The sequence below is a fragment of the Thermolongibacillus altinsuensis genome, from assembly GCF_004341205.1.
Lineage (GTDB): Bacteria > Bacillota > Bacilli > Bacillales > Anoxybacillaceae > Thermolongibacillus > Thermolongibacillus altinsuensis.
Genome location: NZ_SLUL01000003.1, coordinates 141,284 through 165,775 on the forward strand (window position 1 = coordinate 141,284; position 24,492 = coordinate 165,775).

A 24,492-nucleotide genomic window follows, 5' to 3' on the forward strand; every position below is an offset into this window, starting at 1 on the left:
ACAAAATGGGAGAATATCGGATTGCGGTTTTGCCTGGAGATGGAATTGGAAAAGAAGTGACGAAGGGAGCCGTTGAAATTTTAAAGGCCATTGGCGACCGTTTTCATCATCAATTTCATTTCTCTTATGGGTTAATCGGCGGAGAAGCGATTGATCAGGAAGGAACTCCTCTTCCTGATCAAACGTTAGAAATGTGCAAAAAGAGCGATGCAGTGCTGCTTGGAGCGGTCGGCGGACCGAAATGGGATCGAAATCCGCCGCATTTACGCCCGGAAAAAGGATTGCTTCAAATTCGAAAGGAAATGAATTTGTTTGCTAACTTGCGCCCGGTAAAGTTTTATGAAAGTTTAGTTGATTCATCTCCGTTAAAGCCAACGGTCATTCAAAATGTTGATTTTATGATTGTGCGTGAATTAACGGGCGGGCTTTACTTTGGTAAACCGAGCGAACGGCGAGTGGAGCAAGGGGAAGAAGCCGTTGTCGATACATTGTTTTATAAACGTGAAGAAATAAAGCGCATCATTGAAGCGGCATTTATGTTGGCGAAACGGCGCAAGAAAAAAGTAACATCTGTCGATAAGGCGAACGTACTAGAATCGAGTCGAATGTGGCGAGAAGTTGCGGAAGAAGTGGCCAAACGTTTTCCGGATGTCGAACTTGAACATATGCTTGTCGATAATGCCGCGATGCAATTAATTCGCAATCCAAAACAATTTGATGTGATTGTGACAGAGAATATGTTTGGCGATATTTTAAGCGATGAAGCGTCCATGTTGACAGGTTCGCTTGGAATGCTGCCATCAGCAAGCTTGTCTATGACGGGACCGGCGCTTTACGAACCGATTCATGGTTCCGCTCCGGATCTCGCTGGTCAAAATAAAGCGAATCCGATTGCAACGATTTTATCAGCCGCGATGATGCTTCGTTTCTCATTTGGAATGAATGAAGAGGCCGATGCGATTGAAAAAGCGGTGGAGCAAGTATTGGCAGCCGGTTACCGTACAGCCGATGTTGCGCAAGCAGGAAAGCGAGTTGTTTCAACGAGTGAAATGGTATCGGAAATTAAAGCAGCGATTTTAGACGATGCGGCGATCGAAAATATTATGCAAGTGTATGTGTGATCGGAGGTGAATCCATTGGCGCCCAAAACGATTGTTGAAAAGATTTGGGAAGAGCACGTCGTGTATCGTGAAGAAGGAAAGCCGGATTTATTATATATCGATTTACATTTAATTCATGAAGTAACATCGCCGCAAGCGTTTGAAGGATTAAGGCAAAAAGGACGAAAAGTGCGCAGACCTGATTTAACGTTTGCGACGATGGATCATAACGTTCCGACCGTCAACCGTTTTGTTATAGAAGATGAAGTAGCTAAAAACCAGATGACCGCGCTTGAGCGAAACTGCCGTGAATTCGGCATTCCTCTTGCCGATTTAAATAGCCCTGAACAAGGCATTGTCCACGTCATTGGACCTGAACTTGGGCTAACTCAGCCAGGAATGACGATCGTTTGCGGCGACAGCCATACATCGACGCATGGAGCGTTTGGCGCGCTCGCTTTTGGAATTGGCACAAGCGAAGTCGAACATGTATTGGCAACGCAAACGTTATGGCAACATCGTCCAAAAACGATGCAAGTCAACGTAACGGGAAAGCTAACCCCTGGCGTATCAGCGAAAGATGTGATTTTAGCCATTATTCGCAAATTTGGCGTCGATTTTGGAACAGGGTACGTTCTTGAATTTACAGGGGACGTTATTCGAAACATGTCAATGGAAGAGAGAATGACGATTTGCAACATGTCGATTGAAGCAGGAGCAAGAGCGGGGTTAGTCAGTCCGGATGAGGTGACATTCGAGTATTTGCGAGGACGCAAATACGCTCCGAAAGGCGAAGCGTTTGAAAAAGCGGTAGAAAAGTGGCGGCAACTGCGAACGGATGAAGGAGCGGTGTATGATCAAGTAGTAGAAATCGATGGTAGCGAAATTGCTCCGACGGTGACATGGGGAACAACGCCGGGGATGAGCATTGCCATCGATGAAACGATTCCGTTCCCGGAACAGTTTGCGACGGAAACGGAACAAAAAGCAGCGCGGCTGGCGCTTCAATATATGGGGCTTACACCGGGAACTCCGATTACGGAAGTGGCGGTGCAGCACGTGTTTATCGGTTCCTGTACGAATTCAAGATTGAGCGATTTGCGAGAGGCGGCGCGAATAGTAAAAGGAAAAAAAGTCGCTCCCGGCGTGCGTGCGCTAGTCGTTCCGGGCTCGCAACAAGTGAAAAAACAAGCGGAAGAAGAAGGATTGGCGCAAATTTTTATCGATGCGGGCTTTGAATGGCGTGATTCCGGCTGCAGCATGTGTTTAAGTATGAATCCGGATGTCGTTCCGGAAGGAGAGCGCTGTGCATCCACATCCAACCGCAATTTTGAAGGAAGACAAGGGAAAGGAGCGCGCACGCATCTTGTCAGTCCAGCGATGGCAGCGGCTGCGGCCATTTACGGCCATTTTGTTGATGTGCGCACATTACAAAAAGAAGCGGTGCGATAAGGGGGAATAGTATGGAGCCGTTTGTTGTTCATAAAGGAAAAGTAGCCGGTTTGGATCGAGCCAATGTCGATACGGATCAAATCATTCCGAAACAATTTTTAAAAAGAATTGAGCGTACCGGTTTCGGTCAGTTCCTTTTTTACGATTGGCGTTATATAGATGAAAACAAGCCAAATCCCGATTTCGAGTTAAACCGCCCTGAAAATGCGGGTGCGACCATTTTAGTGGCGAATGAAAACTTCGGTTGCGGTTCGTCGCGTGAACACGCACCGTGGGCGCTGCTTGATTATGGCTTTAGAGCGATCATTGCTCCTTCGTTTGCGGATATTTTTTATAACAACTGTTTAAAAAATAGTTTGCTTCCAATTAAACTAGCAAAAGAAGATGTCGAATATTTGTTGAAAAAAGCGGAAGCTGCTGATTACGAATTAACGATTTCGCTTGAGGAACAAGCCGTTTATGACGAAGAGGGATTTCGCCGCACATTTGAAATTGATCCATATCGAAAACAGTTGCTTTTAAAAGGTTGGGACGAAATCGATTTAACGTTTGTGTATGAACCATACATTGTTGAATACGAAAAATCACGCCCTTGACGTATGTCAAGGGTGTTTTTCTATATAAATTCAAGTTGAGTTTCCAACATACCTCATCATGAATAGAAGACCGCTTTTCTGCCATAGGCGGCAAGAAAAATCTTGCCGCCTGGCATGCTAGAAGCATGCCGATCCCGAACGTAAAACGCATGGTAGACAAATTTATTTGTCTGATGGCGTTTTCGTTCGGGGAAATGGCAGAAAAGCTTGTTCATGTCGGAAAATTAAGCTTATCATATATACTTGAGTTTGACAAAAAAGATTGTTAAACTGAAAAGCAAAATTTGCATGAAGGTGGAACGACGGTGAAAGAGAAAAAAGGAAAAATCGTCCCGTTTCCTCATTTAAAAGAGCGCCTTTTGGAAAAGGGAATGGAGGCGCTGCAAGCCAAGCGGTATAAGGAAGCGTATGAATGGCTTGAGCAAGCGAAGCAATTTGACGCAGACGATGCCGATCTGGAACTCGCGATGGTTGTTTGTCTTTTTGAGCTTGGAGAAGCAAAGGAAGCAAAAAAGAGATGCCAAGCGCTTCTTGAACAAGGAAAAGGAGATTGGTCTCTCTACTTATCCATATTGATTCATTTACAGCAATACGATGAAGTGATTGCGACGATTGAACGGTTGCAGAAGGAAGGAAGAGACTGTACCCCTTTTCTTCCGTTGCTCGAGTTCAGTAAAAAAATTTGCCGTTCTTCAGCAGAAAATGAAATCAAACAGTTGACTAGCTCTCTTTTGGAACAAGATGATTGGGAGCAGCATGTGCAAATCATCAAACAGCTGGAAAATAAATATATTGAACCGATTGTTCCAGTTTTAAACGACTATTTAAGCGATGAGAGAAAGCACCCTTTTGTCAAAACGATGATCTTGCGCTTGCTGATGAGCAAGCAAGTGAAGCAGGTCGTCACCATTCAAAAGTTTGGAAAGATGATGCAATGTTCTCCCATTCAGCTCGATGAGAATGAACAAGCCGCATTTGCAGATGAAGTGTTAAGCATTGTTGAAAACAAGTTTACGCAACAAAATCCTAGTTTATATGAATGGGTGAAGAGCATTTGGCTTCGTTATTTATATATGATGTACCCGTTTGTTCCTGACGAATTTCCTGCCGAACAGTGGGCGGAAGCGTTATATGCATTTGTGCAGCAATGTCAGGGGCAGCAAACGGAAGCGCTTCATCCGCTTATTGAAGAAATTCAAAAAATAGAAGATATTTCTTTTTTTTAAAGCAGGCTTTCTGTTGAAAGTAACCGTTAGTATGGTATAATATAGTGGTTGTATTGCACATATGTATTTCATGCACGCCTACATATATGTGGTAGTTATGAATATTGAATTTTTATGTTGGAGGGAATTTGTATGTCAGCTAAATGGGAAAAACTTGAAGGTAACCAAGGGGTCCTTACGGTTGAGGTTGACGCTGAAAAGGTAAACGAAAGCTTAGACGCTGCTTTTAAGAAAGTTGTAAAGAAAGTTCAAATCCCAGGTTTCCGTAAAGGGAAAGTACCGCGCGCTTTATTCGAGAAGCGTTTTGGCGTTGAAGCGCTTTATCAAGATGCGTTAGACATTTTATTGCCAGAGGCATACGCAAAAGCAGTAGAGGAAACAGGAATTGAACCAGTGGATCGTCCGGAAATCGACATCGAGCAAATGGAAAAAGGAAAAAGCTTAATCTTCAAAGCGAAAGTAACAGTGAAGCCAGAAGTAAAACTAGGCGAATATAAAGGACTTGAAGTCGAAAAAATGAACGATACAGTAACAGACGAAGATGTTGAAAACGAATTAAAACGTTTACAAGAACGCCATGCAGAATTGGTTGTGAAAGAAGAAGGAAAAGTAGAAAATGGCGATACTGTCATCATTGACTTCGAAGGTTTTGTTGACGGTGAAGCGTTCGAAGGCGGAAAAGCGGAAAACTACTCTTTAGAAATCGGTTCAGGCACATTTATTCCTGGATTTGAAGATCAATTAATCGGCATGGAGCCGGGAGAAGAAAAAGAAATTAACGTGACATTCCCTGAAGAATATCATGCGGAAGAATTAGCTGGAAAGCCAGCGGTATTTAAAATTAAGCTTCATGAAATTAAAACAAAACAACTTCCAGCGCTCGATGATGAATTTGCAAAAGACGTTGATGAAGAAGTAGAAACGCTTGATGCATTAAAAGCAAAAATCAAAGAGCGCCTTGAAAAAGCTAGAAAAGAAGAAGCAGAAGCTGCTCTTCGCAATGCATTAGTAGAAAAAGCAGCAGAAAACGCAGAAATCGATATTCCAAGCGTGATGATCACAAACGAAACAGATCGCATGCTTCGCGAATTCGAACAACGTTTACAAATGCAAGGATTAAATCTTGAATTGTACTATCAATTCTCTGGACAAGATGAAGCGGCATTGCGTGAACAAATGAAAGAAGAAGCAGAAAAACGCGTTCGCGCTACATTAACATTAGAAGCAATCGCGAAAGCGGAAAATATTGAAGTAACAGAAGAAGAAATCAACAAAGAACTTGAAGAAATGGCGAAAATGTACAATTTAGAAGTGGAAAAATTAAAATCCATGTTAGGCAGTCTTGAAGGCTTAAAAGAAGATTTGAAATTAAGAAAAGCGATCGATTTCCTTGTAGAAAATAGCAAAGTTGTTGCATAATAATGATGTGAAGAACAAGGTGCGCGTTGTCGTGCCTTGTTCTTTCATCATATTTTCATCTAAGGTTAAATTTTCTAACTTTTCGCACACATTTTTCTTTTTTGTTGGCATAATGATAGCAAATTATGATAAAATGACGAATACATAACGTTTTTTTTAGTTGGGTTTTCGTACATATGGACGCATGAGAAAAAGATAACAAGGGGTGACATAATGTTTAAGTTTAATGATGAAAAAGGGCAGTTGAAGTGTTCGTTTTGCGGAAAAACGCAAGAACAAGTGCGTAAACTCGTTGCAGGTCCGGGTGTGTACATATGCGATGAGTGTATTGAATTGTGTACAGAAATTGTGCAAGAAGAGTTAGGTACCGAGGAAGAAGTAGAATTTAAAGATGTGCCAAAGCCGAAAGAGATTCGACAAATTTTAGACGAGTATGTCATCGGGCAAGATGCGGCGAAAAAAGCGCTTTCTGTTGCTGTATATAACCATTACAAACGAATCAACTCCAACAGTAAAATCGATGATGTCGAGCTATCGAAAAGCAATATTTTAATGATCGGACCGACAGGAAGCGGTAAAACGTTGCTTGCCCAGACGTTAGCACGCATTTTAAACGTTCCGTTTGCCATTGCCGATGCAACATCGTTAACAGAAGCTGGGTATGTCGGTGAAGACGTTGAAAACATTTTATTAAAACTCATTCAAGCTGCTGACTACGATATCGAACGAGCAGAAAAAGGAATCATTTACATCGATGAGATTGATAAAATTGCGCGCAAATCTGAAAACCCTTCAATTACGCGTGACGTATCGGGCGAAGGTGTGCAACAGGCGCTTTTAAAAATTTTAGAGGGAACGATTGCAAGCGTTCCGCCACAAGGCGGCCGAAAACATCCGCATCAAGAGTTTATTCAAATTGATACAACCAACATTTTATTTATTTGCGGCGGAGCGTTTGATGGATTAGAAACGATCATTAAACGCCGTCTCGGTAAAAAAGTGATCGGTTTCGGGGCAGAAGCACAAGGAGACGTCGATGAAAAAAACCTTCTTTCCAAAGTGTTGCCTGAAGACTTGTTGAAGTTCGGTCTGATCCCAGAGTTTGTCGGACGTCTTCCGGTCATCACAAGCCTTGAGCAATTAGATGAAGATGCGCTTGTGGAAATTTTAGTGAAACCGAAAAACGCGCTCGTCAAACAATATCAAAAAATGCTTGAATTAGATAATGTTGAACTTGAGTTTGAAGAAGCAGCGTTGCGCGAAATTGCCAAACGTGCGATCGAGCGAAAAACGGGTGCGCGCGGCTTGCGCTCGATCATCGAAGGAATTATGCTCGATGTGATGTTTGAACTTCCTTCTCGCACCGATGTTCAAAAATGCATCATTACAGCTGAAACGGTGAGAGGAGAAAAAGAGCCAACGCTCGTTCTTCGCGATGGAACGGTTGTTGTGCAAGAAAGAAAAACTTCTGCATAACGAAGAAAAGATCGATTTTCCAGTTCGGAAAGTCGATCTTTTTTTGTTTATTTGACTAATTGCACGGGGATACTATACATACTAAAAAAATCGCGTGCAGGAGGAATTTTGATGAATTGGACCAATATTGCTCTACTGATTCAGCTTTTTTTCGGGATTGTCATCGGACTTTACTTTTGGAATTTATTAAAAAGTCAACGAACGCAAAAGATTACGATTGATAAAGAAGCGCGTAAAGAAATGGAGCAGCTCCGCAAGATGCGCTCGATTTCTTTGACCGAGCCTTTAGCTGAAAAGGTGAGGCCAAAAACATTTGATGATATTGTTGGACAAGAAGATGGCATAAAGGCGTTAAAGGCGGCATTATGCGGACCAAATCCGCAACATGTGATTATTTATGGTCCTCCGGGTGTTGGAAAAACAGCCGCTGCACGATTAGTGCTAGAGGAAGCGAAAAAAAATTCGCTTTCCCCTTTTCGCAAAGATGCGGTATTTGTTGAGTTGGATGCAACGACGGCACGTTTTGATGAACGGGGAATTGCTGATCCGCTCATTGGCTCTGTACACGACCCGATTTATCAAGGAGCGGGGGCAATGGGCCAAGCGGGCATTCCGCAACCGAAGCAAGGAGCGGTCACAAATGCCCACGGCGGGGTATTATTTATTGATGAAATTGGCGAGCTTCATCCGATTCAAATGAACAAACTGTTAAAAGTATTAGAGGATCGAAAAGTGTTTTTTGAAAGCGCTTATTACAGCGAAGAAAACCCGCAAATCCCTAATCACATTCACGATATTTTCCAAAATGGGTTGCCCGCTGATTTTCGTCTTGTCGGAGCGACGACACGAACACCGAATGAAATTCCACCTGCCATTCGCTCGCGTTGTATGGAAGTGTTTTTTCGTGAATTAGATCAAGATGAAATTGCCCAAATTATTCGAAAAGCAGCTGAAAAAGTAAAATTGCCAATCGAAGAACAAGCCGTGCTTGAATTATCGTCGTATGCTCGGAATGGACGGGAGGCAGTCAATACGCTGCAAATTGCCGCGGGAATGGTCATTTCCGAAAACCGTTCTAAAATTTTGCGGCAAGATATTGAGTGGGTGATTCATTCGAGTCAACTATCCCCAAGATCTGAAAAAAAAGTTGGCAACGAAGCGAAAGTTGGTTTAGTGAATGGTTTAGCCGTTTATGGTCCGAATATGGGTTCATTGCTTGAAATCGAAGTGACGGTATTGCCTACGAAAGAAAAAGGAACAATTAACATTACGGGCATTGTTGAGGAAGAAAGTATCGGAAACCAGGGTAAATCGATTCGTCGCAAAAGCATGGCTAGAGGATCTATTGAAAACGTGATCACCGTTTTACGGGCGATGGGAGTTCCTGCTGATCAATACGATATTCATGTTAATTTTCCTGGCGGCATTCCGATTGATGGCCCGTCTGCTGGGATTGCCATGGCAACAGGCATTTATTCAGCTGTTTATCGCTTGCCGATTGATCCGCTGATCGCGATGACAGGGGAAATTGGTATACATGGAAACATAAAACCAGTTGGTGGAATTTTTCCGAAAGTAAAAGCAGCTAAGCAGGCGGGAGTGAAAACGGTCATCATTCCGCGCGAAAATATGCAATCCATTTTGCGGCAAATTATAGATATTGAAATTGTTCCAGTCGATCATGTTCGGGATGTATTTTCCTTTGTTTTTCGCGAACAAAATCGAGCGATTCCTTCCATTCCTCATTTGCCAAAAACAGAGCAAATTTAATTTAGAATCGACTTCGACGGATGGGTTGAAGTCGATTTTTTGCGATCGATCATGTATGATTTTACAAATGTTTTTCTGTGCTATACAATAGGGCAATAGAAGCAATATGGAGGTGCGGTTTATTTATGGCGAGAAAAAAAAGCAAGGTGATTCCGCTTCTGCCGCTTAGAGGATTGCTCGTCTTTCCGACGATGGTGTTGCATTTGGATGTCGGGCGAGAAAAATCGATTCAAGCGCTAGAGCGAGCAATGGTTAACGATCATCTCATTTTATTGACCTCGCAAAAAGATGTTGAAGTGGAAGATCCAGAGTTAGATGATTTATATGAAATGGGAACGGTCGCGCGCGTGAAACAGCTTTTGAAGCTTCCGAACGGTACATTCCGCGTTTTAGTTGAAGGAATTTCACGCGGAAAAATTTTAAAATGTTTAGAAGATGACACGTGCTACATGGTGCAAGTTGAACAATTTGTGGATGATATTGAGCATGATATGGAGCTTGAAGCATTAAGACGAACAATGCTCGAATATTTTGAGCAATACATAAAGCTTTCAAAAAAGCTTTCAGCCGATATTTATACGTCGATTATGGACATTGATGAAGCAGGGCGCATGGCGGATATTATCGCCTCTCACTTGCCTCTTAAATTAGAAGAAAAACAACAGCTGCTTGAAGCGGTCAATGTGAAAGAACGCGTTCATAAAATGATTGAAATTCTCCATAACGAAAAAGAAATTCTCAATCTAGAGAAACGCATTAGCCAGCGCGTGAAACAATCGATGGACCGAATGCAAAAAGAGTACTATTTGCGTGAGCAGATGAAGGCGATTCAAAAAGAATTAGGGGAAAAAGAGGGAAAAGCAGGCGAAGTTGAAGCGTTAAAAGAAAAAATTGAACAAGTCGGCATGCCTGAACATGTGAAAGCCACAGCGCTAAAAGAGTTGGAACGATACGAAAAAATTCCTGTAAGCTCTGCAGAAAGCAGCGTCATTCGCAACTATTTAGATTGGCTCATTGCGCTTCCTTGGACGAAACAAACGGAAGACATTCACGATATTCATCGCGCGGAGAAAATTTTAAACGAGGAACATTATGGGCTTGAAAAAGTAAAAGAACGCGTGCTTGAATATTTAGCCGTTCAACAATTAACGAAGTCGTTAAAAGGTCCGATTCTTTGCTTAGTCGGTCCGCCTGGGGTCGGAAAAACATCACTCGCTCGTTCGATTGCTAAATCGCTCAATCGAAATTTTGTTCGTATTTCTTTAGGTGGAGTGCGCGATGAATCAGAAATTCGCGGACATCGTCGCACATACGTCGGTGCATTGCCGGGGCGCATTATTCAAGGAATGAAAAAAGCTGGAACGATTAATCCTGTTTTTTTGTTAGATGAAATTGATAAAATGTCGAGTGATTTTCGCGGCGATCCATCTGCAGCGTTGCTTGAAGTATTGGATCCGGAACAAAACCATTCATTTAGCGATCATTACATTGAGGAACCTTATGATTTATCGAAAGTGATGTTTATCGCAACAGCGAATACGTTGGCCACCATTCCAGGTCCATTGTTAGATCGAATGGAAGTCATTACAATTGCGGGATATACAGAAGTAGAAAAGCTGCACATCGCAAAAGAACATTTATTGCCAAAACAAATGAGAGAACACGGTTTGCAAAAAGGAATGTTACAAGTTCGCGATGAGGCACTTATGCAAATCATTCGCTACTATACGCGTGAGGCAGGCGTGCGCAACTTAGAGCGCCAGTTGGCAGCGATTTGCCGAAAAGCAGCGAAAATCATCGTTTCTGAAGGACGGAAGCGAGTCATTGTCACCGAAAAGAATGTAAGCGAATTTTTAGGAAAGCCAAAATATCATTACGGTCAGGCAGAGCGAGAAGACCAAATCGGCGTCGCCACTGGGTTAGCGTACACGACCGCAGGGGGAGATACGCTCGCGATCGAAGTGTCATTGGCGCCTGGAAAAGGAAAATTAATATTGACAGGGCAGCTTGGCGATGTGATGAAAGAATCGGCACAAGCGGCATTTAGCTACATTCGTTCGCGGGCAAAAGAGTTAAACATCGATCCTGAATTTCATGAGAAAAACGACATTCATATTCACGTCCCAGAAGGAGCGGTTCCAAAAGACGGGCCGTCTGCCGGCATTACGATCGCAACCGCTTTAATTTCAGCGTTAACGGGCCGGCCTGTGAGCCGACATGTCGGCATGACGGGAGAAATTACGTTGCGCGGTCGCGTGTTGCCGATCGGCGGAGTGAAAGAAAAAACGTTAAGCGCGCATCGTGCGGGATTGAAAAAAGTCATTTTACCGAAAGAAAATGAAAAAGATTTAGAGGAAATTCCGGATGTAGTGAAGAAAAACTTGCAATTTGTTCTCGTTTCACACTTGGATGAAGTATTGGAACATGCATTGGTAGGTGAAAAGAGATGAAAATTACAAGTGTAGAAATGGTCATTAGCGCCGTGAAACCAGAACAATATCCGGCAGGCGATTTGCCTGAGTTTGCATTAGCGGGGCGTTCCAACGTTGGAAAATCGTCGTTTATTAATAAAATGATTAACCGAAAAAATTTTGCGCGCACTTCATCAAAGCCGGGGAAAACGCAAACGTTAAACTTTTATCGCATCAATGAGGCGTTTTATTTTGTCGATGTTCCCGGCTACGGCTTTGCGAAAGTATCGAAAAAAGAGCGCGAAGCTTGGGGAAAGATGATTGAAACGTATTTTACGACTCGCAAACAGTTGAAGGCGGTCGTGTTGATTATCGATTTGCGCCATGAGCCAACAAACGATGATGTCATGATGTATGAGTTTTTAAAGCATTATGAGATTCCAACGATCGTCATTGCGACGAAGGCGGATAAAATTTCGCGCGGCAAATGGAAACAGCATGCGAAAGTGGTCAAAGAGAAATTAAACATCGTCGAAGGAGATGAACTGATCATCTTCTCAGCAGAAACAGGTCAAGGTAAAGATGAAGCATGGGCAGCGCTGCAAAAATGGATATAAAAAACGAAAAATGTGGGTGATATGCCCACATTTTCTTTTTATGGAATAATTACGCTTTCTTTACAAACAATAAATACAATCCGAGAACGATAAACGCAAGCGGCCAGAAGTTCAATAGCGATTCAATGCCAGTGGTAAAGAGGTTTGTCGCGTTTTTCAACTGATTAGAAAATAAAAAAGCAGCGGCCAGCAGGAAAAAAAGAATGGTTGGCAATAGCGCTTGTTTTGTTTTTTGATATTGAAACAATAGGCCGATCGCGATGATGAGAACAAACATACTGATATCGTTTGGCCATGTCGGAAACAATGTGATGAGATGAAAATGGGAACCTAATCCGACTAATACGATACCAGCTAAAATATTTGCATATTCTTTTCCGATATATGCTTGTCCAAGCAAGGCGATGCCGATGATCAGAAGCAATGTTGGCCACGTATGAAGCATTGGAAATAACGATAGTCGTTCAAATAAAAAATAAAGTCCGAATCCAGTCAAAAGAATGCCAGAAAAAATTCCACGTTTTTTCATTGAAATTCCCCCAATTCCATGCGACACTATATAGATTCAAGTTGAGTTTTCGACACATCATGAATAGAAGACCGCTTTTCTGCCATAGGCGGCAAGATTTTTCTTGCCGCCCCGGCATGCTAGAAGCATGCCGATTCCGAACGTAAAACGCATGACAGACAGATTCGTTTGTCTGATGGCGTTTTCGTTCGGAGAAGTGGCAGAAAAGCTTGTTTATGTCGGAAAATTAAGCTTATCATATATAGTAGCAACACCTGTTCACTAGTTTACTAAAGACGGATGGTGAACGACAACAATTTCTGTAATTTTTGCTAAATATAAAAAGTTGTCAAATTGTGTTCACATTTTTAACAAAAAAATAAATGGTAGACGTGCTATAATAGGATGAGATAATTTTGACCTCCGAGGGTGATGGGATTTGTATACAGTTGTTGTAAGCGTGAACTATCGAACAGCCCCTGTTGAAATTCGTGAAAAATTGACGTTTAACCAAGCAGAATTGTCAGAGGCAATGAAAGCGCTACAAAAACAAAAAAGCATTTTAGAAAACGTCATTGTTTCGACATGTAATCGCACGGAAATTTACGCTGTCGTCGATCAATTAAATACAGGGCGTTATTATATAAAATCGTTTTTAGCGGATTGGTTTCATCTTGATAAAGAAGAATTCGTGCCTTATTTAAAAATATATGAAGAACAAGAAGCGATTGAGCATTTGTTTCGCGTTACCTGTGGGTTAGATTCGATGATCCTTGGTGAAACGCAAATTCTTGGACAAATTCGTTCAAGCTTTCTTCTTGCACAAGCAGAAAACACAATAGGCACGGTGTTTAAACAATTATTTAAACAGGCGATTACGCTTGCAAAGCGCGCGCATTCGGAAACGGAAATCGGAGCCAACGCGGTGTCGGTGAGCTATGCGGCCGTTGAATTAGCGAAAAAGATTTTCGGCGATTTGTCTGATAAACACGTACTCATTTTAGGCGCGGGAAAAATGGGCGAATTGGCGCTGCAAAATCTATATGGGAGCGGCGTGAAAAAGGTGACCGTCGTCAATCGAACATTTGAAAAAGCACAGCAGCTTGCGGAACGTTTTTCAGGAAACGCAAAACCGCTTTCAGAGCTGCAATGTGCGCTTTTAGAAGCGGACATTTTAATTAGTTCCACTGGCGCGAAAGAATATGTTGTCACGAAAGAAATGATGGCGGTTGTGGAAAAAATGCGCAAAGGCCGTCCGTTTTTCATGATTGATATTGCTGTTCCGCGCGATCTAGATCCTGCTTTAGCGGAGTTGGACAGCGTCTTCTTGTACGATATTGATGACTTAGAAGGAATTGTTCAAGCGAATTTGGAAGAACGGAAAAAGGCGGCCGCGCAAATTGAGCAAATGATTGCGGAAGAAATGGATGAGTTTCAACAATGGCTCAACACGCTTGGCGTTGTTCCGGTGATTGCGGCGTTGCGTGAGAAAGCGATGGCCATTCAAGCAGAAACGATGAAAAGTTTAGAACGGAAATTGCCGCATTTATCAGAACGGGATAAAAAAGTGTTAAATAAACATACGAAAAGCATCGTCAACCAATTGTTGCGCGATCCGATTTTGCGTGCGAAAGAATTAGCTGCGGAAGAAAATGCGGAAGAAGCGCTTCAACTATTTATGAAAATTTTTAATATTGAAGAGGAAGTAAAACAGCAGCGCGAACGCAATAGCTGTACAAAGAAACAGGCGATCGAGCCATCTTTCCAATCATGAGAAAGGAAATTGTTCGATGATTGAGAATATGACAAGATGGTACGAATTATCGCTCCTTTTGCATGCATCATCTGTCCTGTTTTATTTTATTGACTTTTTGCATCACAACCGGAAGGCGAATCGCATAGCCTTCTGGTTGCTTTCTATTGTCTGGGGAATGCAGACGTTTTTCTTCATTGAGCGGATGATTGAAACGGGACGATTTCCTGTGCTGACGCTTGTGGAGGGTCTTTCTTTTTATGCTTGGATTTTAATCACATTATCGCTTGCAATCAATCGTTTGTTGCGCGTCGATTTTATCGTCTTTTTCACGAATGTGCTTGCCTTTTTTATTCTTGCGTTGCATACCTTTGCCCCCGCACAGCACGCGTCAGCGGGAATCGCTGAGCGATTAATGTCAGAGCTGCTGATGATCCATATTACGATGGCGATTTTATCGTATGGAGCGTTTTCGCTTTCGTTTATCTTTTCTCTTTTATACTTAATTCAGTATAATTTACTAAAGAAGAAAAAATGGGGAAAGCGCCTGTTGCGGCTAGGGGATTTAGCCAAGTTGGACGATATGTCTTACATTTTAAACGGAATCGGTTTACCGATTTTGCTTTTAGGTTTGCTTTTAGGTGTTGTTTGGGCATATATGAAAGTAGACCATTTTTCTTGGTATGACGCAAAGGTCATTGGCTCGTTTTCTGTTTTAGCGGCATACGGTTTCTATTTTTATAAGCGAATTGTTCAAGGAGTCCAAGGGAAAGAGATGGCATTTTGGAACATCGGTTCGTTTCTCTTTTTATTGGTGAATTTCTTTTTATTTGGTACACTATCACAATTTCATTTTTAGTGATTGTTGGAGGAAGAAAAATGAGAAAAATTGTTGTCGGTTCACGGCGAAGCAAGCTCGCTTTAACCCAGACAAATTGGGTGATTACAAAGCTGAAACAGCTAGGCGCGCCGTTTCAGTTTGAAATAAAAGAAATCGTGACAAAAGGGGACCAAATTTTAAACGTTACGCTGTCCAAAGTGGGCGGCAAAGGATTGTTTGTGAAAGAAATTGAACAAGCGATGCTGGATGGCGAAATCGACTTTGCCGTCCACAGCATGAAAGATATGCCAGCCGTTTTACCAGAAGGGTTAATGATCGGATGTATCCCAGTTAGAGAAGATCATCGCGATGTGCTCATTTCAAAAGACCATGTTCCGTTTGCTCAGTTGCCGAGCGGGGCGATTGTAGGGACGAGCAGTTTACGTCGCTCTGCTCAGCTTCTTTCGCTTCGTCCGGATCTTGAAATTAAGTGGATTCGCGGCAATATCGACACGAGATTAGCGAAGTTGAAAACAGATGAATACGATGCGATCATTCTTGCGGCGGCAGGGCTTCATCGCATGGGCTGGGCAAAAGATGTGATCACGGAATATTTGGAGCCAAGCGTGTGCCTTCCTGCTGTTGGACAAGGCGCGTTGGCGATTGAATGCCGAGAAGGAGATGAAGAACTGCTTTCTTGGCTTGCGAAGCTAAACGATGAAACGACGGCGCAAGCGGTGAGGGCCGAGCGTGCATTTTTACATAAAATTGAAGGAGGGTGCCAAGTCCCGATCGCTGGCTACGCGTTTATGAATGAAGGCGGCGAAATTGTGCTAACCGCGCTCGTGGCGACACCGGATGGGAAAGAAATTTTAAAAGAAACGGTGATCGGAAAAGATCCAGAGCAAGTTGGCAATGAAGCGGCCGATCGTCTGATTGCTCGCGGAGGAAAAGAGTTAATCGAACGAGTGTTAAAGGGGATGTCGTAATGTCGTTACGGGGGAAAAAGGTGTTAGTGACACGGGAGAGGGAACAAGCGAAATCCTTTTCGGCAAAATTAAAAGAACAAGGCGCGTTGCCGGTTGAAGTTCCACTCATTCAAACTTCGCTGCCGCAGCAAATCGATGAAACGGTGTTAGCGCATTGGAATGAATACGATTGGATCGTGTTTACAAGCCAAAATGGCGTGAAATATTTTTTTGAATTGGCCGGATCACCGGCTGAAGAAAAAAGGCCGAAAGTGGCAGCTGTCGGTGAGAAAACAGCGCAAGCTTTACAAAAAAAGTGGGGGCCTATCGACCTCGTTCCGGATGAGTTTGTGGCGGAAAGCTTAGCAGAAGCGATGAAACAACATGTGCAAAAAGGAGAGCGCGTTTTGCTTGTCAAAGGCAATTTAGCGCGAGAGACATTGCGAAATGAGCTGCAATCATTTGCCCAAGTGACCGATTTCATCGTTTATGAAACAAGCATCAACAAAGCGGCCAAAGAAGAGCTTATTCGTTTGCTGGAAAAGAAGGAGCTAGACGTGATTACATTCACAAGTTCATCAACGGTTCGAAATTTTATGGAATTGCTGGATGGCTGTCCGCTTGATCAATGGTTGAAAGATGTTGCGATTGCCTGCATCGGACCAATTACCAAACAGACTGCGCATGAACTCGGCATGCGCGTTGATATTTGTCCGCATACATATACGATCGATGGCATGATCGAAGCGATGAACGATTACTTTAAATGAGGTGATAAAATGAAAGAATTACAATTTGCTCGTCATCGTCGTTTGCGTCAAACAGCCAATTTGCGTGCGATGGTGCGCGAAACGCATTTACATGTCGAAGATTTCATTTATCCTGTCTTTGTCGTTGAAGGGGAAAAGAAAAAAAATGAAGTGGCATCGATGCCGGGCGTCTATCAATTATCGCTCGATTACTTAATCGAGGATCTTGCTGAAGCGGTGGATCTCGGGATCAAATCGGTCATTGTTTTTGGAGTGCCGAACGAGAAGGATGAAGTTGGTTCGCAAGCCTATCATGACCATGGGATTGTGCAAAAGGCAATCCGGAAAATAAAAGAAACGTTTCCTGATTTAGTGGTCATTGCGGATACATGTTTATGTCAATATACGAGCCATGGCCATTGCGGCATTGTGGAAGAAGGAAAAATTTTAAATGACCCAACGCTTGATTTGCTTGCGAAAACAGCTGTCAGCCAAGCGAAAGCAGGTGCTGACATTATTGCGCCATCGAACATGATGGATGGTTTCGTTGCGGCGATTCGTTATGCGTTGGATGAAGCAGGTTTTACACACGTTCCAATTATGTCTTATGCTGTTAAATATGCGTCTGCGTTTTACGGTCCGTTTCGCGATGCGGCACATAGTTCACCGAAATTCGGCGATCGCAAAACGTATCAAATGGATCCGGCGAATCGATTGGAAGCGTTTCGTGAAGCGGAGTCCGATACGCTTGAAGGCGCCGATTTCCTCATGGTCAAGCCGGCGTTGTCTTACTTAGACATTATTCGCGATTTAAAAAATCATTTCCATCTACCGATCGTCGCCTATAACGTAAGCGGTGAATATTCGATGGTAAAAGCGGCGGCGCAAAACGGTTGGATCGATGAAAAAGCGGTCGTACTTGAGATGCTAACAAGCATGAAGCGGGCAGGTGCGGATTTGATTTTAACGTACTTTGCAAAAGATGTGGCGCGTTGGTTAAAAGAGTAAAGGGGAGGAAGAAGCATGCGAAGCTACGAACGTTCAAAAGAAGCGTATCAAGAAGCCGTTCAACTAATGCCTGGGGGAGTCAATAGCCCTGTTCGCGCGTTCAAAGCTGTTAAGATGAATCCGATTTTCATGGCGCGGGGAAAAGGGTCAAAAATTTATGATATTGATGGCAATGAATATATTGATTACGTATTATCATGGGGGCCGCTTATTTTAGGCCATGCGAATGATCAAGTAGTTGAAGCGCTTAAAAAAGTGGCGGAAACAGGAACGAGTTTTGGCGCACCAACGCTCATCGAAAATGAATTGGCGAAACTGGTCATTGAGCGCGTTCCTTCGATTGAAATTGTTCGCATGGTGAGCTCTGGAACGGAAGCGACGATGAGCGCATTGCGGCTTGCGCGCGGCTATACAGGCCGAAATAAAATTGTGAAATTCGAAGGATGCTATCATGGCCATGGCGATTCACTCTTAATTAAAGCGGGTTCAGGTGTGGCAACGCTCGGATTGCCAGATAGCCCTGGGGTACCGGAGTCCGTTGCTCAGCATACGATTACGGTCCCGTACAACGATTTAGAAAGCGTTCGTTATGCGTTTGAAAAATTTGGAGAGGACATCGCTGCGGTGATTGTTGAACCTGTGGCAGGAAATATGGGAGTCGTGCCGCCGCAACCGGGCTTTTTAGAAGGGTTGCGTGAGGTGACGAGAGAATATGGAGCGCTCTTAATTTTTGACGAAGTCATGACCGGTTTCCGTGTCGACTATTATAGCGGACAAGGATACTATGGCGTAACTCCAGATTTAACGTGTCTTGGCAAAGTCATCGGCGGTGGCCTTCCGGTTGGCGCGTACGGCGGTAAAGCAGAAATTATGGAGAAAATTGCGCCAAGCGGGCCAATTTATCAAGCGGGAACGTTATCAGGAAATCCGATGGCGATGACAGCAGGATACGAAACATTGCGGCAACTGACACCAGAAACGTATAAAGAATTCAGACGGAAAGCGAATCGTTTAGCAGAAGGGTTAAGCGAAGCGGCAAAAGAATACAACATTCCACATACAATTAATCAAGCGGGTTCGATGATCGGTTTCTTCTTCACAAATGAGGAAGTGACCAATTACGAAAAAGCAAGAACATCGAATTTAGATTTGTTTGCGGCTTATTATCGCGAAATGGCGGATCAAGGAATTTTCCTTCCACCTTCCCAATTTGAAGGAATGTTCCTTTCAACCGCGCATACCGATGAAGATATTGAAAAAACGATCGAAGCAGCTCGAAAAGCGTTTGCGAAAATTAGCGATGCCTTATAAGGCGTCGCTTTTTTCATTTGCATATTTTGAATGCTGTTTGCATAACAGTGGTAATGTCATAAAAATTTGGGCGTTTAGGAGGGCGAGGATCAATATGTTGCGTTTTTCGCTTGAAGAGTTGGTTGCTTTTCGACGGGAACATGAAGTCGATCAATTTTTATCGATTTCGTTACAACCGATTATTACAATTGAAGAACAAGAGGAATATGTAAATATTCGTGGCGTATTAGAATTGACGGGAGAATATGAAAAGGGAGAGACGGAACAAGAAGAAAGGGAAGATCTCATGGATGTTTCACGTTACATTGAGCAAGTGAATGTGCGTGAAGACGATGTTCATGAGTTTTTGCATCATTTTCCGATTGATGTGATGGTTCCGAAAGAACGCGTTGCTGATTTGGAAGATGTATATGTGTTCATCGAATCATTTGACTACGATTTGAACGATCATCAGCTGCGGTTGACAGCCGAAGTAGCGATCCATGGTATTGTGATGGAAGAGGCGGATGAACGAAACGAAGAGCAAGGAGAGCAAGATGAGCAAGATGAGAACGATTGGTTAGAAGAGGGCAATGATGCGTTCACAGAGTTTGAACCGTTTGAAGTGATCGCCCGCAAAGAAGCGTATCAAGAAGATGATGCTTGGTTGCTTGAAGAAGATGAAAACGTAACAAACGAACAAATCGAAACAGAAGAAAACATCGAAATAGAAGAGAAAGAAGAAATACAAAAAAAGACGTTCCAGCTTGAAGTAAAAGGGCGAGAAAATGAAATAAACGAAAAACGCAATGAAAATGCTCTTTATTTAACAAAATTATTTGAGAAAGAACAAGGAAATGATTTTTCACAGTTAAAAATTTGCATCGTTCAACCAGGGGATTCGCTGGACAAGATTGCCGAGCGTTACGATCTATCTGTTCAACAATTGTTGCGTGTGAATCACCTCGAAAGCACCGCAGACGTTCATCAAGGGCAATTGTTATATATTCCTGCACCGTCTGTTAGCAGAGTATAAGAGTATAAGGGAAGTGTGTTCGTTGAAACAGAGTTGGCAACGATACGTTCCCGTTTTGCGCACGTATCATTTGCATGTCGATTACATCGAAGAGAACGGGAAAGTAAAAAAAGTGTATACGAACAAAGGAACGTTTGCTTTAAAAGAACTTCATTCCTTCGAGCAATGGCAAGCGATTGAACAAGCTTATCGCCTGCGGTTACCCATGGTCCCTCCGATTTACGAGGCGATGCCGAACCAGCCGCTCGTTCGTTTTCGCGAGCAATTTTATTATTTAATGCCATGGCTAAAAAAGCCAAAAGAAACAAACGCTCATTTCTTTCGTGATTTAGCAACATGGCACAAGCATTCCATCAAAGAACGGACTGTAACAGCGGAAGAGATTCAGCGTTATTACGATGAGCGAAAAAATGAAAGCAATAAAGAAAAACAATTTCTGAACGATTATATGGAGAAATGCGAACAACAATGGTATATGTCTCCGTTTCAACTGCAATTTTGCACGTATTTTCATGAAGTGATGCGGGCGTACTTGTTTTCGGAGCAAATGTTAGAACGTTGGCATGAAGTATTAACAGAAAAGAAAAAAATACGCGTCGCTTTCATTCACGGAAATCCGTCGTTTGATCATTATGTTGAGGGACAAAACGGAGCAAGGTATTTTATTAGCATGGAACACGCCAAATGGGCTGCACCGTTTCATGATTTATTTCTTTTCTTTCATTCTTATTTGCGCACATATCCGTTTATGTGTGATGATGGTGTACGATGGATGAACGACTATGAACAAGAACTTCCGCTGTCTGAAGACGAACAAGCGCTTTTTTACAGCTATTTAGCCTATCCTCATATGCTGTATCGCCTCGTTTATGAGTATGAACATCACCGTTCTCATCACACGGAACGACAATATGTCGCACGGCTGCAAAAAGCATATTGGCAAATCAAAAATATTGAATACGTCATTTCAAAATGGATGGAAGCGAAACAAAAACAACCGTAAGCGTATAGGCAGACGGTTGTTTTTTATAGCCATTCGAAGTAAAAGGCAATGGCGAGTAAAATAAAGATGGCTAATAAAATGACATCAAATGTCGTCGGCAAAAAGATGGTGCGAATCGCCTGAAAGATCGTAATGGGAATGATAAATTGGGCGCAGATGGCGCGAAGCTGTCGCAGCCATGGCGGAAGCGCATAAGGGTTATATCGTTTTCGCATGTGAACTCCCCCTTCTTATGCATCATATGTCATCTTTCGTTTTTTGGTGTATAAAGTGGCGAAAATGTGGCAAAGATTATTGACGATTCATACCTTTTTTATGTAGTATTATGAATGAATTACATAAACGAAAAGCGAAGAAAGGGAAGAGTACGGCGAAACCCGCCTGCAGAGAGGGAAATCAATAGCTGCGAGATTTCCTAGGTTTGTGGTCGTCGGAAGGTCGCCCTTGAGCTGCTTCTTTGAACTCGAAGTAGAAGAAGCCGGTTGCACAGCCGTTACGTGTTTGAGTGCTTAAGCCTTGTGGCTTAAGAAAAAAGGTGGTACCGCGGAAGTTTACTCCTTTCGTCCTTTTTTGGATGATAAGGAGTTTTTTTATTTTAGGTTAAGGAGGGAACATTGTGTTATCGCCAAAATACGACCATAAATCAGTAGAAGCGAATCGTTACAACTGGTGGCTAGAAGGAAAGTTTTTTGAAGCGACAGGAGAAGAAGGAAAAAAACCGTTTACGATCGTCATTCCGCCGCCAAACGTCACAGGAAAGCTCCATTTAGGACACGCATGGGATACGACATTGCAAGATATTATTACGCGCATGAAGCGCATGCAAGGATACGATGTATTATGGCTTCCGGGAATGGACCATGCCGGCATTGCAACGCAAGCAAAAGTAGAAGAAAAATTGCGCAATGAAGGAAAATCGCGTTATGATTTAGGACGCGAAAAGTTTGTAGAAGAAACGTGGAAATGGAAAGAAGAATATTCGAAGCATATCCGTGCGCAATGGGCAAAATTAGGTCTCGGCCTTGATTATACGCGCGAACGTTTTACGCTCGATGAAGGATTGTCAAAAGCGGTTCGCGAAGTGTTTGTTTCCCTATACAAAAAAGGGCTTATTTATCGCGGGGAATACATTATTAACTGGGATCCAGTGACGAAAACCGCGTTATCGGATATTGAGGTCATTTATAAAGACGTTCAAGGTGCGCTATACCATATGCGTTATCCGCTTGCGGACGGCTCTGGCTACATCGAAGTGGCGACGACACGACCAGAAACGATGTTTGGTGATACGGCGGTCGCTGTGAACCCAGAGGATGAACGCTATAAACATTTAATTGGCAAAACGGTGATCTTGCCAATTGTTGGCCGTGAAATTCCAATCATCGGCGATGAGTATGTCGATATGGAATTCGGTTCAGGAGCGGTGAAAATTACGCCAGCGCATGACCCGAACGACTTTGAGGTCGGCAATCGCCATAACTTGCCGCGCATTCTTGTTATGAACGAAGACGGCACAATGAACGAAAACGCGATGCAATATCAAGGTCTCGATCGTTTCGAATGTCGTAAACAACTCGTCAAAGACTTGCAAGAACAAGGCGTTATTTTCAAAATTGAAGAACACGTGCATTCCGTCGGTCATAGCGAACGAAGCGGTGCGGTTGTTGAGCCTTACCTTTCAACGCAATGGTTTGTCAAAATGAAGCCGCTTGCGGAAGCAGCGATTGAGTTGCAAAAAACAGAAGGAAAAGTAAACTTCGTTCCGGAGCGCTTTGAAAAAATATATTTGCACTGGTTAGAAAACATTCGCGACTGGTGCATCTCTCGTCAGTTATGGTGGGGTCATCGCATTCCGGCTTGGTATCATAAAGAAACAGGCGAAGTATACGTTGATCATGAACCGCCAGCAGATATTGAAAATTGGGAACAAGATCCAGATGTTTTAGATACGTGGTTTAGCTCCGCGTTATGGCCATTCTCGACAATGGGTTGGCCGGATGAGCAAGCGGACGATTACAAACGCTACTATCCAACGGACGTGTTAGTGACAGGGTATGACATTATTTTCTTCTGGGTATCGCGCATGATTTTCCAAGCGCTTGAGTTTACAGGCAAACGTCCGTTTAAAGATGTATTGATTCATGGTTTAGTGCGCGATGCACAAGGAAGAAAAATGAGCAAATCGCTTGGCAACGGCGTCGACCCAATGGAGGTAATCGATCAATACGGTGCCGATTCGCTTCGCTTCTTCTTGGCGACAGGAAGCGCGCCAGGACAAGATTTGCGCTTCAGCACGGAAAAAGTGGAAGCAACATGGAACTTTGCGAACAAAATTTGGAATGCTTCCCGTTTTGCACTCATGAATATGGGCGGCTTAACGTACGAACAAATTGACTTAACCGGCGAAAAATCCGTCGCGGATAAATGGATTTTAGCTCGTTTGAACGAGACAATTGAAACAGTGACAAAGCTCGCTGAAAAATATGAATTTGGTGAAGTGGGCCGCGTCCTTTACAACTTCATTTGGGATGATTTATGCGACTGGTATATCGAAATGGCGAAGTTGCCGCTTTACGGTGACGACGAGGCAAGAAAGCATACAACGCGCTCAGTGCTTGCATATGTGCTTGACAATACGATGCGTTTGCTTCATCCGTTTATGCCGTTTATTACAGAAGAAATTTGGCAACAACTTCCGCACGAAGGAAAATCGATTACAGTGGCGAAATGGCCAGAAGTTCGCCCTGAATTAACAGACGAACAAGCTGCTGAAGAAATGCGCTTGCTTGTTGACATCATTCGCGCGGTGCGCAACATTCGTGCCGAAGTGAACACGCCGTTAAGCAAACCGATTACATTGCACATTAAAGCAAAAGATGAGCAAATCGCCGCAACGCTTGAAAAGAACCGTTCGTACATTGAACGTTTCTGCAATCCGAGCGAACTCATCATTGGCACAGATATTCCGGTAACCGAAAAAGCGATGACCGCTGTCGTAACCGGTGCCGAATTAAGCTTGCCGCTTGAAGGGCTCATTAACATTGAAGAAGAAATTAAGCGCCTTGAAAAAGAGCTAGAAAAGCTCGATAAAGAAGTCGAGCGAGTGCAAAAGAAATTAAGCAACGAAGGCTTCCTTGCGAAAGCGCCGGCGCACGTCGTGGAAGAAGAGCGCAAAAAAGAAAAAGATTATCTCGAAAAGCGTGAAGCGGTACGCGCTCGTCTTGCGCAATTAAAACAATAGTCTTATGATGAAGACGAATCCGTTTGGATTCGTCTTTTATTTATGAAAA

The 24,492-nt window shown here is 43.1% G+C and carries 22 protein-coding genes and 1 other annotated feature; of the genes, 20 read left to right on the forward strand and 2 right to left on the reverse strand.

The genetic code is table 11. From position 1 onward, the window contains the following. Positions 1 to 5: 5 nt before the first annotated feature. From leuB to yihA, 10 genes are all read left to right on the forward strand, one after another. Positions 6 to 1,121 (forward strand): 3-isopropylmalate dehydrogenase, encoded by a 1,116-nt coding sequence (gene leuB / locus EDD69_RS03605; protein ID WP_132947599.1) that lies wholly within the window; start codon positions 6 to 8, stop codon positions 1,119 to 1,121. A gap of 15 nt (positions 1,122 to 1,136) precedes the next feature. Continuing rightward, entirely contained in the window at positions 1,137 to 2,552 is a 1,416-nt protein-coding gene (gene leuC / locus EDD69_RS03610; RefSeq protein WP_132947600.1) for a 3-isopropylmalate dehydratase large subunit, read from the forward strand. 11 nt (positions 2,553 to 2,563) lie between these two features. After that, a complete protein-coding gene (gene leuD, locus EDD69_RS03615) occupies positions 2,564 to 3,148 on the forward strand; it encodes a 3-isopropylmalate dehydratase small subunit (RefSeq protein WP_132947601.1) in 585 nt (194 codons plus the stop codon). A 125-nt stretch (positions 3,149 to 3,273) separates the two neighbouring features. Beyond that, on the forward strand, positions 3,274 to 3,417 hold the full coding sequence (locus EDD69_RS15220) for a hypothetical protein (RefSeq protein ID WP_165871718.1): 144 nt from the start codon (positions 3,274 to 3,276) through the stop codon (positions 3,415 to 3,417). 36 nt (positions 3,418 to 3,453) lie between these two features. After that, positions 3,454 to 4,374: a tetratricopeptide repeat protein gene (locus EDD69_RS03620; RefSeq protein ID WP_243643033.1), complete on the forward strand. Its 921-nt coding sequence runs from the start codon at positions 3,454 to 3,456 to the stop codon at positions 4,372 to 4,374. Between the two features lie 132 nt (positions 4,375 to 4,506). Next, a complete protein-coding gene (gene tig / locus EDD69_RS03625; RefSeq protein WP_132947602.1) occupies positions 4,507 to 5,793 on the forward strand; it encodes a trigger factor in 1,287 nt (428 codons plus the stop codon). 213 nt (positions 5,794 to 6,006) lie between these two features. Continuing rightward, positions 6,007 to 7,269, forward strand: coding sequence for an ATP-dependent protease ATP-binding subunit ClpX (gene clpX, locus EDD69_RS03630; RefSeq protein WP_132947603.1), 1,263 nt, complete (start codon positions 6,007 to 6,009; stop codon positions 7,267 to 7,269). Between the two features lie 111 nt (positions 7,270 to 7,380). Next, on the forward strand, positions 7,381 to 9,039 hold the full coding sequence (gene lonB, locus EDD69_RS03635) for an ATP-dependent protease LonB (protein WP_132947604.1): 1,659 nt from the start codon (positions 7,381 to 7,383) through the stop codon (positions 9,037 to 9,039). 125 nt (positions 9,040 to 9,164) lie between these two features. Next, positions 9,165 to 11,489: an endopeptidase La gene (gene lon, locus EDD69_RS03640; protein WP_132947605.1), complete on the forward strand. Its 2,325-nt coding sequence runs from the start codon at positions 9,165 to 9,167 to the stop codon at positions 11,487 to 11,489. Then, positions 11,486 to 12,067: a ribosome biogenesis GTP-binding protein YihA/YsxC gene (yihA, locus tag EDD69_RS03645; RefSeq protein WP_132947606.1), complete on the forward strand. Its 582-nt coding sequence runs from the start codon at positions 11,486 to 11,488 to the stop codon at positions 12,065 to 12,067. The genes lon and yihA overlap by 4 nt, the downstream gene beginning before the upstream one ends. A gap of 49 nt (positions 12,068 to 12,116) precedes the next feature. Here yihA and EDD69_RS03650 read toward each other — a convergent pair whose 3' ends face one another. Further along, a complete protein-coding gene (locus EDD69_RS03650; protein ID WP_132947607.1) occupies positions 12,117 to 12,596 on the reverse strand; it encodes a LiaI-LiaF-like domain-containing protein in 480 nt (159 codons plus the stop codon). Positions 12,597 to 12,699: 103 nt separating this feature from the next. Here EDD69_RS03650 and EDD69_RS15225 point away from each other — a divergent pair, with 103 nt between their 5' ends. The 9 genes from EDD69_RS15225 (at position 12,700) to ysxE (ending at position 21,202) form a co-directional block, all read left to right on the forward strand. Continuing rightward, positions 12,700 to 12,861, forward strand: a complete 162-nt coding sequence (locus tag EDD69_RS15225) for a hypothetical protein (RefSeq protein WP_165871719.1) — start codon at positions 12,700 to 12,702, stop codon at positions 12,859 to 12,861. 153 nt (positions 12,862 to 13,014) lie between these two features. Next, the gene (hemA, locus tag EDD69_RS03655; protein ID WP_132947608.1) at positions 13,015 to 14,349 is read left to right on the forward strand and encodes a glutamyl-tRNA reductase; all 1,335 of its coding nucleotides are present in this window, start codon (positions 13,015 to 13,017) and stop codon (positions 14,347 to 14,349) included. A gap of 16 nt (positions 14,350 to 14,365) precedes the next feature. Then, positions 14,366 to 15,187 carry a cytochrome C assembly family protein gene (locus EDD69_RS03660; RefSeq protein WP_132947609.1) on the forward strand — a complete coding sequence of 274 codons (822 nt, stop codon included), beginning with the start codon at positions 14,366 to 14,368 and terminating at the stop codon, positions 15,185 to 15,187. Positions 15,188 to 15,207: 20 nt separating this feature from the next. Beyond that, entirely contained in the window at positions 15,208 to 16,137 is a 930-nt protein-coding gene (gene hemC / locus EDD69_RS03665) for a hydroxymethylbilane synthase (RefSeq protein WP_132947610.1), read from the forward strand. After that, complete coding sequence (locus EDD69_RS03670) at positions 16,137 to 16,886, forward strand: uroporphyrinogen-III synthase (RefSeq protein ID WP_132947611.1); 750 nt, start codon at positions 16,137 to 16,139, stop codon at positions 16,884 to 16,886. Before hemC ends, EDD69_RS03670 begins: the two co-directional genes overlap by 1 nt. Before the next feature lie 9 nt (positions 16,887 to 16,895). Then, positions 16,896 to 17,873, forward strand: coding sequence for a porphobilinogen synthase (gene hemB, locus EDD69_RS03675; RefSeq protein WP_132947612.1), 978 nt, complete (start codon positions 16,896 to 16,898; stop codon positions 17,871 to 17,873). A 15-nt stretch (positions 17,874 to 17,888) separates the two neighbouring features. Then, positions 17,889 to 19,184, forward strand: a complete 1,296-nt coding sequence (gene hemL, locus EDD69_RS03680; protein WP_132947613.1) for a glutamate-1-semialdehyde 2,1-aminomutase — start codon at positions 17,889 to 17,891, stop codon at positions 19,182 to 19,184. Positions 19,185 to 19,278: 94 nt separating this feature from the next. Next, positions 19,279 to 20,199: a LysM peptidoglycan-binding domain-containing protein gene (locus tag EDD69_RS03685; protein ID WP_132947614.1), complete on the forward strand. Its 921-nt coding sequence runs from the start codon at positions 19,279 to 19,281 to the stop codon at positions 20,197 to 20,199. A 22-nt stretch (positions 20,200 to 20,221) separates the two neighbouring features. Beyond that, positions 20,222 to 21,202 carry a spore coat protein YsxE gene (gene ysxE, locus EDD69_RS03690; protein WP_243643034.1) on the forward strand — a complete coding sequence of 327 codons (981 nt, stop codon included), beginning with the start codon at positions 20,222 to 20,224 and terminating at the stop codon, positions 21,200 to 21,202. Positions 21,203 to 21,225: 23 nt separating this feature from the next. On the opposite strand, the gene EDD69_RS03695 is transcribed toward ysxE, so the two are convergent. After that, positions 21,226 to 21,417, reverse strand: a complete 192-nt coding sequence (locus EDD69_RS03695) for a hypothetical protein (RefSeq protein WP_132947615.1) — start codon at positions 21,415 to 21,417, stop codon at positions 21,226 to 21,228. 128 nt (positions 21,418 to 21,545) lie between these two features. Beyond that, positions 21,546 to 21,773, forward strand: a binding site (T-box leader). Between the two features lie 45 nt (positions 21,774 to 21,818). On the opposite strand from EDD69_RS03695, the gene EDD69_RS03700 reads away from it, so the two are divergent. Beyond that, on the forward strand, positions 21,819 to 24,443 hold the full coding sequence (locus tag EDD69_RS03700) for a valine--tRNA ligase (protein WP_132947616.1): 2,625 nt from the start codon (positions 21,819 to 21,821) through the stop codon (positions 24,441 to 24,443). The last annotated feature ends 49 nt before the right edge of the window (positions 24,444 to 24,492 follow it).

Bases quoted from the DNA above. Each gene is read 5' to 3' on its own strand.
- leuB (WP_132947599.1), top strand. From the start codon at position 6: ATGGGAGAATATCGGATTGCGGTTTTGCCTGGAGATGGAATTGGAAAA.
- leuD (WP_132947601.1), top strand. From the start codon at position 2,564: ATGGAGCCGTTTGTTGTTCATAAAGGAAAAGTAGCCGGTTTGGATCGA.
- EDD69_RS15220 (WP_165871718.1), top strand. From the start codon at position 3,274: ATGCCGATCCCGAACGTAAAACGCATGGTAGACAAATTTATTTGTCTG.
- tig (WP_132947602.1), top strand. From the start codon at position 4,507: ATGTCAGCTAAATGGGAAAAACTTGAAGGTAACCAAGGGGTCCTTACG.
- clpX (WP_132947603.1), top strand. From the start codon at position 6,007: ATGTTTAAGTTTAATGATGAAAAAGGGCAGTTGAAGTGTTCGTTTTGC.
- lonB (WP_132947604.1), top strand. From the start codon at position 7,381: ATGAATTGGACCAATATTGCTCTACTGATTCAGCTTTTTTTCGGGATT.
- lon (WP_132947605.1), top strand. From the start codon at position 9,165: ATGGCGAGAAAAAAAAGCAAGGTGATTCCGCTTCTGCCGCTTAGAGGA.
- yihA (WP_132947606.1), top strand. From the start codon at position 11,486: ATGAAAATTACAAGTGTAGAAATGGTCATTAGCGCCGTGAAACCAGAA.
- EDD69_RS03650 (WP_132947607.1), bottom strand. From the start codon at position 12,596: ATGAAAAAACGTGGAATTTTTTCTGGCATTCTTTTGACTGGATTCGGA.
- EDD69_RS03660 (WP_132947609.1), top strand. From the start codon at position 14,366: ATGATTGAGAATATGACAAGATGGTACGAATTATCGCTCCTTTTGCAT.
- hemC (WP_132947610.1), top strand. From the start codon at position 15,208: ATGAGAAAAATTGTTGTCGGTTCACGGCGAAGCAAGCTCGCTTTAACC.
- EDD69_RS03670 (WP_132947611.1), top strand. From the start codon at position 16,137: ATGTCGTTACGGGGGAAAAAGGTGTTAGTGACACGGGAGAGGGAACAA.
- hemB (WP_132947612.1), top strand. From the start codon at position 16,896: ATGAAAGAATTACAATTTGCTCGTCATCGTCGTTTGCGTCAAACAGCC.
- hemL (WP_132947613.1), top strand. From the start codon at position 17,889: ATGCGAAGCTACGAACGTTCAAAAGAAGCGTATCAAGAAGCCGTTCAA.
- EDD69_RS03685 (WP_132947614.1), top strand. From the start codon at position 19,279: ATGTTGCGTTTTTCGCTTGAAGAGTTGGTTGCTTTTCGACGGGAACAT.
- EDD69_RS03695 (WP_132947615.1), bottom strand. From the start codon at position 21,417: ATGCGAAAACGATATAACCCTTATGCGCTTCCGCCATGGCTGCGACAG.